The 18,420-nt window shown below is 44.4% G+C and carries 14 protein-coding genes; 5 read left to right on the top strand and 9 right to left on the bottom strand.

The features are described from left to right. The 7 genes from GMES_RS02390 to GMES_RS02360 all read right to left on the bottom strand — a co-directional run. The coding region (locus GMES_RS02390) for a hypothetical protein (RefSeq protein ID WP_039986335.1) at positions 1–1,849 on the bottom strand (1,849 nt) is incomplete at its 3' end. 408 nt (positions 1,850–2,257) lie between these two features. After that, complete coding sequence (locus tag GMES_RS02385; RefSeq protein WP_006990963.1) at positions 2,258–3,868, bottom strand: ABC-F family ATPase; 1,611 nt, start codon at positions 3,866–3,868, stop codon at positions 2,258–2,260. A gap of 213 nt (positions 3,869–4,081) precedes the next feature. After that, the gene (locus GMES_RS02380; protein WP_006990962.1) at positions 4,082–5,578 is read right to left on the bottom strand and encodes a methyl-accepting chemotaxis protein; all 1,497 of its coding nucleotides are present in this window, start codon (positions 5,576–5,578) and stop codon (positions 4,082–4,084) included. Positions 5,579–5,803: 225 nt separating this feature from the next. Further along, entirely contained in the window at positions 5,804–6,364 is a 561-nt protein-coding gene (locus tag GMES_RS02375) for a DUF6436 domain-containing protein (RefSeq protein WP_006990961.1), read from the bottom strand. Positions 6,365–6,436: 72 nt separating this feature from the next. Beyond that, entirely contained in the window at positions 6,437–7,933 is a 1,497-nt protein-coding gene (locus tag GMES_RS02370) for a methyl-accepting chemotaxis protein (protein WP_006990960.1), read from the bottom strand. A gap of 109 nt (positions 7,934–8,042) precedes the next feature. Then, positions 8,043–9,158, bottom strand: coding sequence for a DUF2855 family protein (locus GMES_RS02365; RefSeq protein ID WP_006990959.1), 1,116 nt, complete (start codon positions 9,156–9,158; stop codon positions 8,043–8,045). Position 9,159: 1 nt separating this feature from the next. Further along, positions 9,160–10,578, bottom strand: coding sequence for an NAD(P)-binding protein (locus tag GMES_RS02360; RefSeq protein WP_006990958.1), 1,419 nt, complete (start codon positions 10,576–10,578; stop codon positions 9,160–9,162). Between the two features lie 153 nt (positions 10,579–10,731). Between GMES_RS02360 and GMES_RS02355 the strand changes: the two genes are divergently transcribed. Continuing rightward, a complete protein-coding gene (locus tag GMES_RS02355) occupies positions 10,732–11,328 on the top strand; it encodes a TetR/AcrR family transcriptional regulator (protein ID WP_006990957.1) in 597 nt (198 codons plus the stop codon). A 54-nt stretch (positions 11,329–11,382) separates the two neighbouring features. Here the strand turns inward: GMES_RS02355 and GMES_RS02350 are convergent, their stop codons facing one another. Beyond that, entirely contained in the window at positions 11,383–12,630 is a 1,248-nt protein-coding gene (locus GMES_RS02350) for a malic enzyme-like NAD(P)-binding protein (RefSeq protein ID WP_006990956.1), read from the bottom strand. 338 nt (positions 12,631–12,968) lie between these two features. Continuing rightward, complete coding sequence (gene rpmE, locus GMES_RS22100; RefSeq protein ID WP_011576878.1) at positions 12,969–13,184, bottom strand: 50S ribosomal protein L31; 216 nt, start codon at positions 13,182–13,184, stop codon at positions 12,969–12,971. A gap of 225 nt (positions 13,185–13,409) precedes the next feature. Here rpmE and priA point away from each other — a divergent pair, with 225 nt between their 5' ends. The 4 genes from priA (at position 13,410) to hslU (ending at position 18,379) form a co-directional block, all read left to right on the top strand. Beyond that, positions 13,410–15,587 carry a primosomal protein N' gene (gene priA / locus GMES_RS02345; RefSeq protein ID WP_006990953.1) on the top strand — a complete coding sequence of 726 codons (2,178 nt, stop codon included), beginning with the start codon at positions 13,410–13,412 and terminating at the stop codon, positions 15,585–15,587. A 131-nt stretch (positions 15,588–15,718) separates the two neighbouring features. After that, the gene (locus GMES_RS02340; RefSeq protein ID WP_006990952.1) at positions 15,719–16,249 is read left to right on the top strand and encodes an SPOR domain-containing protein; all 531 of its coding nucleotides are present in this window, start codon (positions 15,719–15,721) and stop codon (positions 16,247–16,249) included. A 196-nt stretch (positions 16,250–16,445) separates the two neighbouring features. Beyond that, positions 16,446–16,970 carry an ATP-dependent protease subunit HslV gene (gene hslV / locus GMES_RS02335; protein WP_006990951.1) on the top strand — a complete coding sequence of 175 codons (525 nt, stop codon included), beginning with the start codon at positions 16,446–16,448 and terminating at the stop codon, positions 16,968–16,970. A 77-nt stretch (positions 16,971–17,047) separates the two neighbouring features. Beyond that, on the top strand, positions 17,048–18,379 hold the full coding sequence (gene hslU / locus GMES_RS02330) for an ATP-dependent protease ATPase subunit HslU (RefSeq protein WP_006990950.1): 1,332 nt from the start codon (positions 17,048–17,050) through the stop codon (positions 18,377–18,379). Positions 18,380–18,420: the final 41 nt, after the last annotated feature.

Here is an 18,420-nt window from a genome sequence, read left to right as displayed (position 1 = left end):
ATAAATCTAAACGTACTTGTTCAAGTCTAAATCCTTTAAAACTTATGAGTTCAGGACGCTGCATACACAATCCGTTATTAATAGAATCGATACAGTTCGAAGAATTGGGAAGAAAACACTTATTCCACTCACCTTGATTTGAACAATAGTTTACAAAGCGGTCGACCATATCTTTCGCAGAGTCACATAAATCTCTTTGACTAACGTTTCCTTCGTAGAAACTTAGCCCCATTGCTTCTTCAATTTGGCCTACTGCGTCTGGGTCAATTCCGTTCAAATCTAACATCCAACAACGTCGTTCCAACTGGCTGTCTAACCGACCCCAAGTCTGCAATATGTCGCGATACTCAGTGTAGTCAGAAAATACATCAAAATGGCTCGTGCCAGCTAAAGCGCTTGGTATGGGGTAATCCCGTTCCGTTGACTCTATATTGACTAAATCTTCATCATTACTATTGGCAAAACTGGTAAGCACAGTCATATATTCTGTGATGCTATTAAGCCTCAGAAGGTTACCGGAGTCTGATCCACCGGTTTGCGTACCTATAATTTCAAATGTGTAGCCTTTAAACTCCTCATTTAAACTACTAGCTTCGCTAGAGCTGAAATTACCATCCGCGCTATAACTTTCCAGTGATGCTTTTAACTCAAGAGTTTTGCTCTTTATTTCACTATAACTACTGCTTTCACTTACCACTCGGATCGTGAATAGGATTTTCCTTCCTGTAGTGACTGTATCAATGAATTTGTCACCACAGAATTTACGAAACTCTTTTGGCTGATTATTCACTAAGTAGTTAACGTATGGAGTAGACATCCCTAAAGTGAGGGCTTGTTTAGCTTGATATCGATTTTGTTTATCGATGAAGGACGAAACAATAACAGAGCTCTCAGTCACCTTGGATGTTTCGCTATACAACGAAGAGCTTCCTGAGCCCCCGATAGAAAAACCACCAAACGATATCGAACCGCCTCCTGAACGCTTAACATCTAGTGTTGTAGCGAGAGATTCATAAGTATCTACTTGGCTGAAGGAGTATTTTTGATCGTTAATATACTGTACAGAATCGAGTTGAGCGGCGCCAGATAGATCCCAGCATGAATTCCCGTACACCTCCCCCTTGAGTGCATCGTAGCCTTTACTTAGCGCAGCAAGTGCCGTTTCTTGTTCTGTTTGGTTTGTACTTGAGGTTGAATAGCTTCCTTTACTGGCTAATTGAGAATTTGTTCTCACACTTTCTAATGGTTTGGTTACCGCACCACCATTATCATAGTTCGCATTAATCGAATAATATTGTGACGTTTTGTAAGCACTACACCCAACACTATTACATGCTCTAACCGCATATTTAACGATTTTATCGGCGCCTGGAGTTTGAATAGAGCTAAGGTTATTGCCAACTGAAACGGTGCTTGAGGGTGCCGTCTGGGTTTGGGTTTCACTATCTTGCGGTATTTCATTTTTATATTGTTGACGCAACTCGTAGTGGAAATTCGATCCTTGGCCTGCGCTGCCACCTTGCCACTTTACTTCTACGGAATTACTTCCCTTGGTTCGAAGTACCGCAATACTTTTCGGCACTGACGGCGCGACATCAGGTGGTGGGTCAATTGGCCCCCCACCTCCACAGTCCGTATTGGTATCACACTGTATATTGGCTGACGCCGATGTTTTTAATTGCCAGCCCCACCCTTCTTCAGATCCAGCTGCAGTTTGATTAAATTCAGCGTCATCTTCATAAAAGCTAGATGTTTCTTGTGTGAGGTTCTGGGGGGGGTCGATAGCATATGCATTTCCCACGACCCCTAAACCACTTAATAACAGCACTATTTTATTGTGTTTTAACATTGCGTAATCCTTTCGTTATGCACTCATTGGCGCATCAATCAGCTAGTTATTCTGTTAGTTATGTTCTAAAAACTGTTGTTAATTCGAACATATTTAATTACCCACCCCCTGTTCAGGAGCAAGTTACACCAAGGTAGCAAGGGTAAAAAAAAGTTACAATTAAAGGGTTGTTTTTTTACCTAAATTTAATGGAAATGTAATATTTCAAAGATTTTGATACTGATGCTTTGGCCTTGAAGCACTTTCTGCCCTTTTCACAATCGAAAATTTTATGGAAGAAAAACAAGGTAAAAATGTATATGAATATTGGTATAGGTGTTGGGAGTAGAATAAAGAAGTGTTATGCAGTGTAACTGCATTATTAACCTGCGAAAGAACTTCGCAGGTTAATATACTGGGATTTAGCGGTTATGCTGCAGCGCTTGCGCTGGCCTCTTGACGGCTTGCGAAGTACTCATTATAGGTACCTTGGAAGTTAATCACTTCTTGGTCTTTGATCTCAATAACACGAGTGGCTAAAGAGGATACAAACTCCCGGTCGTGACTCACAAAAATTAGGGTGCCGTCGAATTTTTTGAGGGCTGCATTGAGCGCTTCGATTGCTTCCATATCCATGTGGTTCGTTGGCTCATCCATAATCAGTACGTTGATATCAGACATCATCAACTTGCCAAACAACAAGCGGTTTTTCTCACCACCTGAGCACACATTCACTTTTTTGTTGAAATCATCTGCGCTAAATAACAAGCGACCCAACATTGCACGAACCGCTAAGTCATCGTGCTTAGGTGTGCGCCACTGAGACATCCAATCAAACAAAGTGATATCCATCGCAAAATCTGCCGAGCTGTCTTGTGGGCAATAACCAACAACGGCATTTTCTGACCACTTGATGGTGCCCTCATTCAATTTAAGTTCGTCTACCAAGCAGCGTAGAAAAGTCGTTTTACCCACTCCGTTTTCACCGGTTATGGCTAATCGAGCGCCAGCTTCTAAGATCAACTCACCACCACTAAACAATGACTTGCCGTCAAAACCGTGGCCAAAGTTCTCTAAAATCAAAGCTTGACGATGCAACTTACGATGTTGCTTCAATGTTATTGATGGCGTACGGCGACTGGAAGACTTCACTTCATCTAACTGAATTTTCTCTAAACGTTTAGCACGAGAACTGGCCTGTTTGGCTTTGGATGCATTAGCCGAGAAGCGCGCAACGAAGCCTTGTAAGTCTTCCATTTCAGCGGTTTTCTTGGCATTACTGGTTAACAGCTGCTCTTGAATCAAAGATGACGCTTCGATAAAGGCTTCGTAGTTACCAGGGTAAATACGTAGCTCACCATAATCGATGTCAGCCATGTGTGTACAAACCGAGTTCAAGAAATGGCGATCGTGAGAAATAATGATCATGGTGCATTTACGCTGGTTTAGCACATCAGCCAACCAAGAAATGGTGTAAATATCTAAGTTGTTGGTAGGCTCATCCAGCAAAAGAATATCTGGGTTTGAAAACAATGCTTGGGCAAGTAGTACTCGTAACTTCCAACCCGGTGCCACTTGGCTCATTAGGCCATAGTGGTAGTGCTCAGCGATACCCGCCTCTAACAGAATGTCACCCGCGCGGGCTTCTGCAGTGTAACCGTCCATTTCAGCGAAGTCTGTTTCAAGCTGCGCGACTAACATGCCATCTTCTTCTGACATTTCAGGCTTTGCGTAAATTGCATCTCGCTGCTGCTTCACTTTCCACAAGGCTGAATCGCCCATAATCACAGCATCTACAACGCTATACTCTTCAAAGGCGAACTGATTTTGACTCAAAATACCTAGTTTATCACCAGGTGTGATGGAAATATTGCCAGATGAAGGCACTAAGTCCCCACTTAGAATTTTCATAAAAGTCGACTTACCGCAACCGTTTGCACCAATCAGGCCGTAACGATTACCGTGACCGAATTTGGCCGAAATGTTTTCAAATAAAGGCTCAGCGCCAAATTGCATGGTGATGTTTGCGGTAGATATCAAAAGAAAATTCCTAGGGATGGTGTCTGTATTTCAAATAAAGAGGGAGTAACATTATTGCCGTTAAGGCTTAGCGGGGCGCACTATAAAGAAACATGGGGTATATGTCGAGGTATGTTGCTTAATTAATCAACAAAAAAGGCACTTAGCGCGCCTTCGTTTATGGTTTGTTCTAACTTGCCCAAACGTCTGAATCTGGCTGTTTTCCACCGAGCACTAGGCGGAAAACTTCGATAACTGTAAATTAAGATCTTTAGTTCTGCCTGAGAGCAAGCCTGCTTCGTGATCCATGGCGGCGATCTTTGTGAGCTCATCTTGGTTAATAGACTTCAATCTTGTGGCTGCACTTTGAATTGTCTCGCTGTTATGTATTTGTTGCTCACAAGACTCCGTCATTACATTGACCGCTTCTGTCATCTGCAAAATATTATGCTGAACCTGGCTCATTAGGTCGCGAGCTTTTTGTGTTCTGGTATTAGCGGTTTCACTTAGCGATAGGCAATCAGCCATTGAATCGCTGGATAATTTCGATGAACTCAGCAGGTTATCAATAATGAGGTTGACCTCTTCTGTGCTCTTTTTAGTGCGTGAAGCGAGCGTTCTCACTTCATCTGCGACCACAGCAAAACCACGGCCATGTTCACCTGCCCTTGCAGCTTCAATAGCAGCATTCAACGCCAATAAGTTAGTCTGATCGGCTATCGATTTTATGGTCTCAAGTACTTGTGAAATATTTTGACAATTATCAGCCAGATTACGCACATTCTCATCCGTTTCACCCAGTTTGGCCCCTAAGTTAGTGACGTCTTCTTTCGTCTCATCCACGGTTTTTTCTGCTTCTTGGGCATGACTGTGCGCCTCTGTAGATTGCTGTTGCACCCGCTTTGTGTCTTCGTTCATGGTGCGTGAGGATTGATCCAATTCAATTGAAGCCGTTTCGATATGCTGCACTTCAGTCATACTCTTTTGCTTAATCCCATGTAACTCAGTGCTATTTTGGTTGGTGATCACGGAGGTACTATTAATTTGCTCTGCAGCCCCGCGCATACCAGTGATAAGATTGTCGAACATGCCAAGTAAATTATTGAACGCCACCACAGAATCGGCATTGAGTGTTTGATCTGCTCTGACCTTCAAATCGATTGCAGCTCTGTCGCTCATGATTTTTTCGATACTGCTGGTAAGGGCTGCAGCAGAAAGTGACTCAACTTCATTACTTTTTGCCATTCTAGCGAGCATGGTTGCTTGCACCAGCGCATAAACAGCATGCACGATGATAAGGTAAAACAGCAAACCACCATCCGCTAAAACGTACACCCCCATACCTTTTGATTGCATCACAAAGAAACTAAGATGGTGCACAACCACCACTAAAATCGCAGTGACGTATAAATGCCAATTTCGGTAATACGCTAAGAACGAGAGCAGCACAAAGATCCCAAAGTGCATCTCTACTAGTCCATGCATTTGGTGAATATGCAGTGCCGTAAACAGCATTAGACCAATGGCCACCACATGTTGTGTTAAACGTGACTGAGGCTTTAGGTAAATAAAGGTTAAACATATAACACTCGTTGAGCAGCCAACCAGGATTGCTTCTATCCACGTTTGATTAAAATTGGCCAAGGCTAAGCTGATAATAGCTAACGCAATGAAGGTGATTTGCATATTTTTATTTGCGCTAGTGACCCAAGAATAATGAGGGTTTGTCATAATTGTTCTCCAAAGACTTAAGCTGCTAACACCACTGGTAAGATCCACACTCTAACGGCAGCAAAAACAGTTCGTTTAAGGTTTAATTTAATGATTGTGCGCTTCTTAGTTTCGCCGCGCAATATCTATAACAGCGCTAAGCGCATCCTAGAAACGCCCCATGAGTGAGCGTTTTAACCTACGTGGAATAAGCAACTTAGACCATAAACTAGGCGCACTCAGCACCTAAGAAGTCGTACTTGCATTCGCACAGTAGCAACCGTAGCCATCGCTGACCACAGCACTTCCCACATGTTTGTTTTCGATAACATTGGTTAAAAATCTATCAACGATGGCCGTGTCGGTTGAGCAAAAGTAACCAGAGGAATAAGGCCCGAAATAACCAAGCTGCCCTTGCTCGTCGAACACCATAACGGCAGGTAAAGAGGGCAAAATAATTTCTTTAGGTATGTCACTTACCGATACATGAACAGAATGATAGGCAGATTTGTCCAAAACGGTGTCAATACGATCTACGTGTATATTGTTGGAAAAGTTGCAGCTGCAATCGGCTTGCTGAATATGCACCACCGTTTTAGCTAATGATGGATATTGTGCATGCATACTTGTCGTTACTGCCGGAGCAAATTCTGCTGACATGGCAGCCAGAGCCAAAGTTTGTGCTGGGTCAAATTCCTTCTGCCTTTGCGCACTTGAGTAAGCTAATCCGCCAAGTGTCAATAAGACCCAAGCGATTAACGCCCCTACTATCACAACATGTTTAAAGGAGTGTGTTAGCAATGACATTTAGCTGGCACCTCATATAACTAAACTAAAAACGTTACTATGCGAGCTCACAAGCAGACTCAAAGCGATACATTAAGAACGAAAAGCCGACATTTGACGATTTAATGCTTCACTCATGTCATTTAGGATTTGAGCATCCTTATTCATCGATGAAATCGTCTCCAATTCTTTCCTATTACTTTCTTTAAGAGTAAGTGCGGCATGATGGATCACATCACTGTTGCACGCTTGTTGCTCACAAGACTCGCTCATCTTTGCAACTGAATCAGATACATCTTGGATATTATGCTGAATTTCACTCATGAGCTCGCTTACAGAACCCGTATGAGCACTAGTGACCTGACTAAGCTCTACGCAATTGGTCATTGATGAACTAGAATCTTTTGAAGAGCTTACCAGATTAACGATGATCTCATTGATCTCTTCTGTGCTCGATTTCGTGCGAGAAGCTAAAGTGCGCACTTCATCAGCTACAACGGCGAAACCTCGACCGTGCTCTCCGGCTCTTGCTGCTTCAATCGCAGCATTTAGAGCAAGCAAGTTAGTTTGATCCGCAATAGATTGAATGGTTTCAAGAACCTTGGAAATGTCTTGACAATCTGCCGCCAATCTTTGGATAGTTTCACTGGTCTGCTGTAGCTTTGTTCCTAACTGTGTAACGTCTCTATGAGTTATCACCATGGTTTGTTGAGCTTCATCAGTGTTTGCTTTAGCTCTGTCAGATGCGGCCTTGACCTGCTCATTATTATCATTCATGGCATTAGTTGATTGCATCATGTTCTGTGACGACAATTCTATGTGTTCAACTTCTTGAATACTTTGCTCTTTCGCTTGGCGTAGAGAGGAATTGTATTGGCTATTAGAGGTAGAGTTATGGTCGATTTGGTGCGCAGCTGAACGCACATCATTAATCAACTTATTAAATAGGTTCAATAAGTTGTTAAAAGCAGAAACCGAGCTCGCACCCATTTTCTCATCCGCTCTTTTGGTTAAATCAATCGCTTGTTTATCTTGCATAATAGCTTCGACACTGGAAACCAAAGACGCCGTCCCAAAAGATTCTTTGCGATTATCGTTGGCCATCTTGCCAAGCATTGTAGCTTGCAAAATGGCATAAAGCGCATGAACAGCTATCAACCAAAACGCTAAGCCACCCTCAAGCAATATATATACGGGCAAACCATTCTTTTGTAGAAAAAAGAATGATACATGATGTAAAACCACGACTGCTATCGCAGTAATATACACGTGCCAGTTTCGGTAGTAGGCTAAAAAAGATAGCAGCACGAATACACCAAAATGCATTTCAACTAGGCCATGCATTTGATGGATCTGCAACGCGCTGTACAGCATCAAACCCGCCGCAACAATATGCTGTGTTAAGCGGGATTGTGGTTTAAGGCGAATGGCAGTGATCCCTATAAACGTAGTAGACACACCTACAAGAATAGCTTCCCACCAGGTTTGGTTTATCCCTGCAATGGCTAAACTAATAATAAGCAAAGCAACAAAGGTCACCTGCATTCCTTTGTTGGCACTATTTACCCATGGGCGGTCAATATTGTTCAATGCGCTTCCCCGCTATCAATACATAAATATAAGACTATTGCACGTCTCGCGCTTCTTGATGTGAAGCAATAAACAAAAAATCGTGACCAAGCAGACACTTAGGCACGATTCACTTATACGTATTATCGGAAGATTCAAGATAAAGTTTAATAATTAACCCCTGCTCTGGAGGTATTTTTCCTTCGCATACCTGACTATACGCTTGCGCAAAATCCTCTAAGCCATTTAGCTCTTTTACTTCAAGCCAGCTTCTACATTTCATCGCTGTTTCTGCCATAAAACCTATTGTGCGCTGTTCAAAGCCTTGCGGCCCCCAGTCTGCAATGCGTTTTTGAATATGCCCTGGAGCAAAGAAAAATTCACTTCGGTCAGATTCAGCAGCACTTTCTGCTGAGAATTCATCCCAATGGGTCAGGCCTACGTTGATGCAATAGGTAAGATTATTCCCAAAATGCGCGCCTAATTTCGCCAAAATATCTGCACTTCCTGACATATCAACAATCACGGTGGGTTTATTCGGGTCTATGTCGCTCGTTTGGTTATAACTTACGACTTGGTCGTATACCCCTACTTTTTGCACAAATGCCATGTTTCCGCTGGACGTTAACCCCACACTATGGGGTGCGTTCGCATCATCATTCAGTGCGTAGCCCAAGCCCAAACTGGTTTTACTTGACGCACTGATGACCACCACCTGCTGAGCCTCAAACCAGCTGTTGTCTTGTAATCTGTCCCACAGACAAAATGAGGTGATATGCAGAGGGAATAACAACATACGTTCATTATCCAAGTCTGGATTATAACCTTTTTCACCACTTAAACGTTTGTAGCTATTGTACCCTGGAGGCAACATTGCGCGATGCCCTGAGCCGTCAACCAAGCGCTGCTGAGAAACATTAACCGGAGTCATCACCACCTGCTGTGCTGGCGGAAAGTAACCAAATAAGCGCTCGCCCTCTTCAATGCCTTCGGCCTTAGATTGGGTAACCAGAGCAAATCCCCATACTGGGATGATACCCCATTGTTTGTCGTTATTATCCGCAGGTGGGAAGAACTGCCAATAACCAAGTCTCTCTCCCATCATGCCGTAAGTAATGTTGTTGGCGGTAAACGAAAAACTTTCGACTTTAAGTAAAATTTGCCCTTTTTCGATAGTTTCAATGACTGGCGTTTGCACCAACCTATGGCTCGTTAACTGCTTTTGTTTTACCTGAAACTCACTCATTTTATGCTCCTTGAGCAGCTTCAGCTGCTAGGTATTGTTGTAATTTACCCATCGCAGGCATGGCATTTTCGCGCAGGCGCCCAAGGATCATCATTTTTTCCGTAGCGGTTTTATCCACGCTGCGCACGAGTTGACTAAAGCCGTCTAGACGGTTTTTGAGCAACCACGCTTTTAAATCGTTGTCTTGTGACCAAATATGTTGGTTACGCATGAAGGCGGCTGTCAAACGCACCCAATCCATCACGCTATTTGGCAACGGCACAACGCCACACATATGGTTTTTAGTTTTTTCATCTGGGTACTTGGCGCTGGCTTCAATATGAGCAATAAAGGCTGCACTAAAGGCCGGTTGATAAGAGCGCACCGTTTGCGGCGTAATAGTGTTGTCATTGAAAATAGGCTTCACCTCTAAATTTGTAATCGCACTGGCGGAGCAATCCACGTGAATATGTTGCGGGCTAGTTTTTATCTCGCCTTGTTCAAGTTGAATGCTGTTTTGGCCTACGTGGGTCACTCTGCCCATACGCACCACATTTCTGATTCGCTTAAGCTCAGCTAACTCCAATTGACTGACGGTGGCACCGTGAAACATTTGTGGCCAAACGTTTTCATCTAAGCGCAAAAATACCCCGGCCCTTTCAAGGCGCGAGAACATGTCATCTACCGAAGTAGATTGGGCGATTGCTTCCATTTGCGCGGCCTGCGCGCCAATCGCATCATTGAAAAACTCGATAGTTGGCTGAGTATTTTTTCTATCAATTAACCATGCATCACGGGGGACTATCCACTGAATGTCGTCTGGGTTAACCTTGTTTTCAAGTAACCATAAACAGGCATCGATTCCGGTTTTTCCCCCACCGATTATGACGAATCCGGCCGGTTTCTTATCGATATTTACCAAATCATTGATAGGCATAAACTGGGCGCTACAATCCACTGTGAAGCTTGGCTTATGAGTACTTGGCACCGACGTTTTTAAGTAAGTTGCATCAACTATTTTTTTATTAACGGTCACCTGATGCTCATCATCATTGATCACTGAAACGAATTTGCCGTTACCTTTGTATTCACTCATTGGATAATAACTCACGCGCCCAGAGGGCAAAAATCGCTCACGCATGACGTTATCGAAATAGGCACTGACTTCAGCGCCGGTAGCGAGCTCATTCAAGCCTTTGTTTAAACCTCCTTTATCGATACAGCCTTTACTTAACTCCGTAGAGCTTACGCCATAAAACGCAGATGGTTGATGCAAGGTAACGAACGGATATGCAACATTCCAGTGGCCGCCAGGCTTGTGATATTTGTCTACTATCATGATGTTGGCGTCAGTCTCGCTCAATAAAACGTCCGCAAACGCCATACCGACGGCGCCAGCACCAACAATTAAATAATCTGTTTCATGGGTAATAGTTGTCATGCTTGTTCCTGTGTTGCTTCAATTAAAGTGTTTGCACACGAGATTCAACACGGGTGCAGTTATTTACGTTTCTACCGTTGGCAAAAATAACGATTGAACATAACAGCGTTATATTAAAGAATAACATCGTTATATTTGTCAAGAGAATGTTAATTGAATATTGCGAAACGTAAAATACTCCAAGCTGCATCCGAGTTATTTTTAGAAGGGGGGATTGCAGCATTAAGTGTACGCTCAATAGCCAAGCACGCTGGTGTGTCGACCATAGGTATTTACAGTCACTTTCAAGGCAAAGAAGGAATTTTGGATGAGCTGTACATCCAAGGGTTTGAATTAGTGATGCAAGCTATGGATTTCGAGCAACATGACCTATCGCCAAAAGAGGTAATGCGTCGAGGTATTCGTGGTTACTTCGCCATGGCTGAGGCTCACGAAGGCCATTACCGGTTGATTTTCGGCGAAAATGACAGCCGCTATACTCCCTCAGAAGAAGCGAAAAATGTGGCCGAAAAGGCGTTTGGCCAATTGCTAAAAGTGACAGCTCTTTTACTACCCGATGATGCCAACATGGCCCTCAAACACAAAAACGCCTTAGAAATTTGGGCTTTTGTGCATGGCTACGTCAGTTTAAAGCACCATGCTGTTGCCAGCATTTTTGAAACACCTGATTGGTACGTCATGGCCGAAGATGCTTTATGCATGCACATTGACGCGATCCTAGCCACACACACTCATCTCAATTCTGAGTAACTCGCTCATAAAAAAAGCGCTAATTAGCGCTTTTCAAGTCAGTTAACCGGCAAGCTAATCTTGCATATAATCCGGTGGCAGCGCTTTAAACATGGTGACACCTGAATCAATCGCGGCCTGCGCGACTGCGGTAGCCACTCGTTGCAACAAACGCGGATCCATTGGCTTAGGAATAATATACTCACGACCAAACGTTAAACTCGTTAAATTACTGGCGGCCAATACCTCTTGTGGCACCGGCTCGCGCGCAATACTTCGGATCGCTTCAACAGCCGCTATTTTCATTTCATCGTTAATTACCGATGCGCGTACATCCAGAGCACCACGGAAAATAAACGGAAAGCAAAGCACGTTATTCACCTGATTCGGATAATCTGAACGCCCAGTGGCCATGATCACATCATCGCGCACAGCATGGGCCAACTCAGGTTTTATCTCGGGATCTGGATTTGAGCAGGCAAATATAACAGGGTTCGGTGCCATCAACGCCAACGCTTCTGGTGGCAACACATCAGGACCAGACACCCCAACAAATACGTCTGCGCCGTCTAGCGCATCTTCCAGGGTACGCTTGTCAGTATTATTGGCGAACAGTTTTTTATGGTGAGTAAGGTTATCGCGTCTGGTATGAATCACCCCTTTGGTATCAAGCATATAAATACGTTCACGCTTGGCACCACATTTAATCAACAATTCCATGCAGGCAATAGCCGCTGCACCCGCGCCCATACAAACGATGGTTACGTCAGAAAGTTCCTTACCTTGCACCTCCAGAGCATTGAGCATTCCTGCTGCGGTCACAATGGCGGTACCGTGTTGGTCATCGTGAAATACCGGTACATTGCAGCGCTTAATCAGTTCTTGCTCTATTTCAAAACACTCTGGCGCTTTTATATCTTCTAAGTTAATGCCACCGAATGTGTCAGCAATATTCGCCACCGTGTTAATAAAGTCTTCTGTGGTGTTGTGCTTTACTTCTATATCGATGGAATCTAGCCCAGCAAAGCGTTTAAACAATAGCGCTTTACCTTCCATAACCGGTTTCGAAGCCAGTGGGCCTAAATTACCAAGGCCAAGAATAGCGGTACCGTTTGAAATGACGGCGACCATGTTGCCTTTAGCAGTGTATTTGTATGCAGCATTTGGGTCTGCAGCAATCTCTCGAACAGGTTCAGCGACGCCAGGGCTATAAGCTAAGGCTAAATCGGTCACGGTTTCCGCAGGCTTTGTCAGCTGAATCGCTATCTTTCCCGGTACAGGCTTAGCATGGTAGTCCAATGCTTGTTGACGAAAATCAGACATCGTGGTCTAGATCCTTAAAGTGTAGGGTTAAATCAGAGTACGTTAGCTTTCTTATTGTTTTATTCCCGACTTACGGTTCCACAATTCGCTTAAGTGAAATCATGTGTCCGAACGGCTTATTATTATTTTAGTGAAAGCCCGTTAAACGTTAACTTATCAGGTATGTATCTACATCACTGATATGCCTGACTACATCATAGATTAAGCAAGATAGCCAAGGCTAATAACCATGGTGAATTATGAATAAAGTTTTACTGAAATATTAGACAGTTAGGAAAGAATAAATGACAGGCACAAAAAAAGGCGCTAGAAGCGCCTTTTTCGTCACGTTTTTACGCTTACTTCTTGGTGCTAAGTGCGCTGAAACGTTTGTTGAACTTGTCAACACGACCGCCAGTATCAACGTTACGTTGCTTACCAGTGTAGAAAGGGTGACACGCTGAACATACGTCCAGGTTAAGATCTTTCTTCAAAGTTGAACGAACAACGATAACATTGCCACATGAACAAGTTGCTTTCATGTCTTGGTAGTCTGGATGTATACCTGTTTTCATGGATTACCCCTAAGTAAGGCCGTATCGCTATCCAACCCGAAGTTGAACACCATACGAAAATTAAATTCGATTTATGCGATCAATGCGGCTTGCCGCAAAGAGCCGGGCATATTAATGTAACGCCTTGCCCTGATCAAGCTCTATTGGCGAATATATGGTCAAATAAGCAAACTTCAACTGCCAATTCACTTTAACACCACCAACTTACAAGATGATTAGCCCGTTATGCCCATTATTCGCGTTGCCGTTCCTGTTCCTAAGCGCCAGTTTTTTGAGTACCAACATAGTAGCGCGCTAGAACCAGGTATTCGGGTACGTGTGCCATTTGGGCCGCGCAAGTTAATAGGTGTAGTGCTTGAAACCACCAAAGAGTCACAATGGCAAAGCGACAAGCTCAAAGCCATTCTTGATGTACTCGACGAAACATCCATATTCAGTTCAGTTCAACTTAAACTATGCCAATGGCTGAGCCAGTATTACCAACATCCTATTGGCGACGTACTGCATAGCGCTATGCCTGTTTCCTTACGCAAGGGCGGTTCGAGCCAACCTAAGCCAGTGAGTTTTTTACGCACGACCGACGAAGGCCAACAAATCCCTTCTGAAAATTTAGGCAAGGCCCGCAAGCAACAGCAATTACTTGCCCAATTACAACAGGGCGAAGCCAGCTATTCCAGTATTCTTGCTCAATATGCTAGCACCACTGTCAAAGCTGTAGTGCAAAAGAAGTTGATTGAGCAAGTTGAGCGCATTCCTTCCCTTGATACCGATTGGCTAGCCCACTTAAATATTGGCGAAAAACCACTTCCGAATGTTGAGCAAGCCATAGCCATCAGCCAAATCACTGCAAAAATAGGTGAATATGCGAGCTTTTTAATTGAAGGGGTGACTGGCAGCGGCAAGACCGAGGTTTACCTACAGGCCATAGAAAGTGTGCTTACTCAGGGTAAGCAGGTACTTATTCTGGTACCAGAAATCGGCTTAACGCCGCAGACCGTTGAGCGCTTTGCCAAACGCTTTAATGTACTTGTGGGCATATTACATTCTAATTTAACCGACAATGAACGTTTACTGGTGTGGCAGCAGAGTCAGGCCGGGCAACTACCGATCATCATTGGCACCCGCTCAGCTATCTTCACGCCCATGAAAAACCCAGGCATGCTGATTGTTGATGAAGAGCATGACTCATCTTACAAACAGCAGGATGGCCTGCGTTATCACGCAAGAGATTTAGCGGTGATGCGCGCCGCACAGGAAAAAATCCCGCTTATTCTAGGCTCAGCCACACCCGCGCTTGAATCGTTGAACAATGCGCTAAATGGCAAGTACCAGCACCTGCTTTTGAATGAGCGCGCAGGCAACGCCTCTCATCCTAAGCAACAAGTGCTGGATATTCGAAATCAACCATTAGAATTTGGATTGGCGAAAGGCATCATCGAGCGGATTGGCCAACATTTGGCCCAAGAAAGTCAGGTGATGCTGTTTATCAACCGCCGAGGATATGCTCCTGCTCTTGTGTGCCATACCTGCGGCCATGTTGAAGAATGCCCTGGTTGCAACAAACCTTACACCCTGCACAAACAATTATATAAGCTGCAGTGCCACCATTGCGGCAGCGCCAAAGCAATTCCTAAGCGTTGCCAAAGCTGCAACAGTACCGAGCTCAGTGCTATGGGTTTAGGCACAGAACAACTCGAACAAGGCTTACAAACACTCTTCCCCCAATACACCAGTGTGCGTATCGACAGCGACAGTGCCAGAGGCAAAAACCGCCTAAACGATATGCTGGATAAAATTAACCGCAACGAGTATCAGATATTAATTGGTACACAGATATTGTCTAAGGGTCACCATTTTCCCAATGTGACCTTAGTGGTAATCCTCGAAGTCGATGGCGCTCTTTTTAGCGCTGATTACCGTGCAGCTGAGCATTTGGCCCAACTAGTGACTCAGCTAGCAGGCCGCGCAGGGCGCGCTGAAAAACCCGGGGAAATGTGGTTGCAAACACATGACCCAAGCCACCCCTTGTTGCAAGATTTACTCAACAATGGCTATTCGCACTTCGCTCGCTATGCCTTACTTGAACGTGAGCAAGCCATGCTACCGCCACACACTTATCAAGCGTTATTCAGAGCGCAATCGAGCGACCCGCGTCTAGCGAACCAATTACTTATGGATATTTCCATGCAGTTTAGCCATTCAAAACACGTGCAGTGTATTGGGCCTTTGCCCGCATTAATGGAAAAGCGTCAAGGGAAGTTTCGTATGCAATTGGTGTTAAGCAGCCGCAATCGTGCTGCTTTACAACATGCCCTAAGTCAAGCTATGCCCAATATTGAACAACTCCCTCTTGTCAGCAAAGTACGCTGGGCACTGGATGTAGACCCGCAAGATTTTATGTAAATAGCCCCTGGACAATGCGACCCGGTTCATCTTGCTAATTATATTTCACAGATTAACCAAATTCTGATTGAGGATTAGACTGAGCAAGGTAAAATCCGCGATTCTTCTAGCCTTAGTATTCGGATGTAAAGATGGCTCACAAAGATTATGTTGCCCGCGGGCGCAACCCCAAAAAGGCTCCAGAGCCTGAAAAGCGCCCGTTGCCTTGGGCACGTATCATTATTACTTTGGCCCTAGTTTTTGGTTTTGGTTATTTTTTATGGTCAATCAACGATAAAGCTGAAGATCCAGCCAACAAAAAAGACAATGCCCAAGCAAAGCAAGTGGACCCACTGCCAGAAGTCCCTAAAGAAGAGTGGGAATTCATCAAAACATTACCCGAATACAGCGTAGAAGTAGAAGTTGAAGAGCAAGCAGCTTCAGACAAGCGCTATTTGATGCAATGTGGCTCATTTAGAAAGCAAAGCCAAGCAGAAGAATTGAAAGCACGCATTGCCTTTCAGGGCTTTGAAGCTCAGGTTCGCCCTAGCGAAGGCAGCTCTGGTCGCTGGTATCGTGTGATTATTGGCCCCTACGAAAGCAAACGCTTGGCTGAGAAACAGCGCCACACCTTACAACGCGCTAAAATAAATGGCTGTAAAATTTGGCTGTGGAATTTGTAATACTCGCCCTCGTCCCCCCTGCGTGAAAAGCGCCACAACTATGTGGCGCTTTTCCGATTTACGGTGTTTACCTTGTTTACGTTTTGACACTTTCTTCTTACTTGAAAATTTATGAATCCTCCCCACATCTAACTCAATTGTCGCAGTGCCCCATCCTATTAAGGAAGCATTGCAGTTAAACCATTGAGGAATTCCTGTGACTACAATCGTATCTGTACGTCGTGGTAACCAAGTTGTTATCGCTGGCGATGGCCAAGTTTCGCTTGGCAATACCGTAATGAAAGGCAACGCAAAAAAAGTGCGCCGCTTATACAACAATAAAGTCCTTGCTGGCTTTGCCGGTGGTACCGCCGATGCCTTCACTTTATTCGAGCGTTTCGAATCAAAACTCGAAATACATCAAGGTAATTTAACCCGAGCTGCGGTCGAGCTAGCCAAAGATTGGCGAACGGACCGCATGTTACGCAAGCTAGAGGCCCTACTTGCTGTAGCCGACGAAACCGCATCTTTTATCATCACCGGTAATGGTGACGTTGTTCAGCCTGAAAATGACTTGATTGCCATTGGTTCAGGTGGCCCATTTGCCCAAGCTGCGGCGAGTGCATTGTTAGATAACACCGAGCTTTCCGCCGAGGAAATCGCTGAAAAAGCCTTGACCATAGCCGGTAATATCTGTGTGTTTACTAACCATAATCACACCGTAGAGAAAATCGATTATTAGCCCAGTGTTTGCGCAAAAATGCTGCTATTACGCCGTTTCACGGCTGTTTAATACCAAATTAGATAAGGGTTGAATGTATGTCAGAAATGACCCCAAGAGAAATCGTCCACGAATTGGACCGCCACATCATTGGCCAGAAAAATGCTAAGCGCGCCGTATCTGTTGCTCTACGTAACCGCTGGCGCCGTATGCAGTTAAGTGGTGACCTTCGCCAGGAAGTCACCCCGAAAAATATCTTAATGATCGGCCCTACAGGTGTGGGTAAAACTGAAATTGCCCGTCGTTTAGCCAAGTTGGCTAACGCGCCTTTTATCAAGGTTGAAGCCACTAAATTCACCGAAGTGGGGTACGTGGGCAAAGAAGTCGAAACGATCATTCGTGACCTGGCCGATATCGCTGTGAAAATGGCCAAAGAGCAAGAAACCAAAAAAGTAAAATACCGCGCCGAAGAAGCCGCTGAAGAGCGTATTTTAGACGTGCTATTACCGCCAGCTGAAAATCAGTGGGGCGAAAAAGAAAAGAACGAAGATAAAGGCACCCGCCAAACTTTCCGTAAAAAATTACGCGAAGGTCAGCTTGACGACAAAGAAATCGAAATTGACGTTGCTTTGCCTCAAGTCGGCGTAGAAATCATGGCGCCTCCGGGTATGGAAGAAATGACCAATCAACTTCAGGGCATGTTCCAAAACTTATCTGGCTCGCAAAAGAAAAAGAAAAAGTTGAAGATCAAAGAAGCGTTTAAGTTATTGATCGAAGAAGAGGCTGCGCGCCTAGTCAACCAAGAAGACTTGAAAGCCAACGCCATCGAGTCACTTGAGCAAAACGGCATTGTGTTTATCGATGAGATAGACAAAATCTGTAAGCGTGAAGGCTCTAATAGTGGCGGTGATGTATCACGTGAAGGCGTGCAACGTGACCTATTGCCATTGGTAGAAGGCTCAACCGTATCGACTAAACACGGTATGGTTAAAACCGACCACATCTTGTTTATTGCTTCGGGTGCATTCCAGATGGCTAAGCCATCAGACTTGATCCCAGAGCTACAAGGTCGTTTACCGATTCGCGTTGAATTAGAGGCCCTAACCGCTGGAGATTTCATTCGCATTTTGACCGAGCCAAATGCTTCGTTAACTGAGCAATACATCGCCTTGCTCAAAACGGAAGGCGTAGACGTTGATTTCACTCAAGATGGTATTGAGCGCATTGCTCAGGCTGCATGGCAAGTTAACGAGCGTACTGAGAATATTGGTGCGCGCCGTTTACACACTGTGATGGAGCGTTTGATGGAAGAGATTTCATTTGATGCATCAGAAAAAAGTGGTGAGCAGCTAACGGTTGACGCCAAGTACGTGAACGATCACTTAGAAATGCTGGTTGAAAACGAAGACTTGAGCCGCTTCATTTTATAAAACAAAACCTAATGACAGAAAACAAAAAAGGGCAAATTCAG

Source organism: Paraglaciecola mesophila KMM 241, assembly GCF_000315015.1.
GTDB classification, from domain to species: Bacteria; Pseudomonadota; Gammaproteobacteria; order Enterobacterales; family Alteromonadaceae; genus Paraglaciecola; species Paraglaciecola mesophila.
This window is presented reverse-complemented; position numbering and strand designations above follow the sequence as displayed.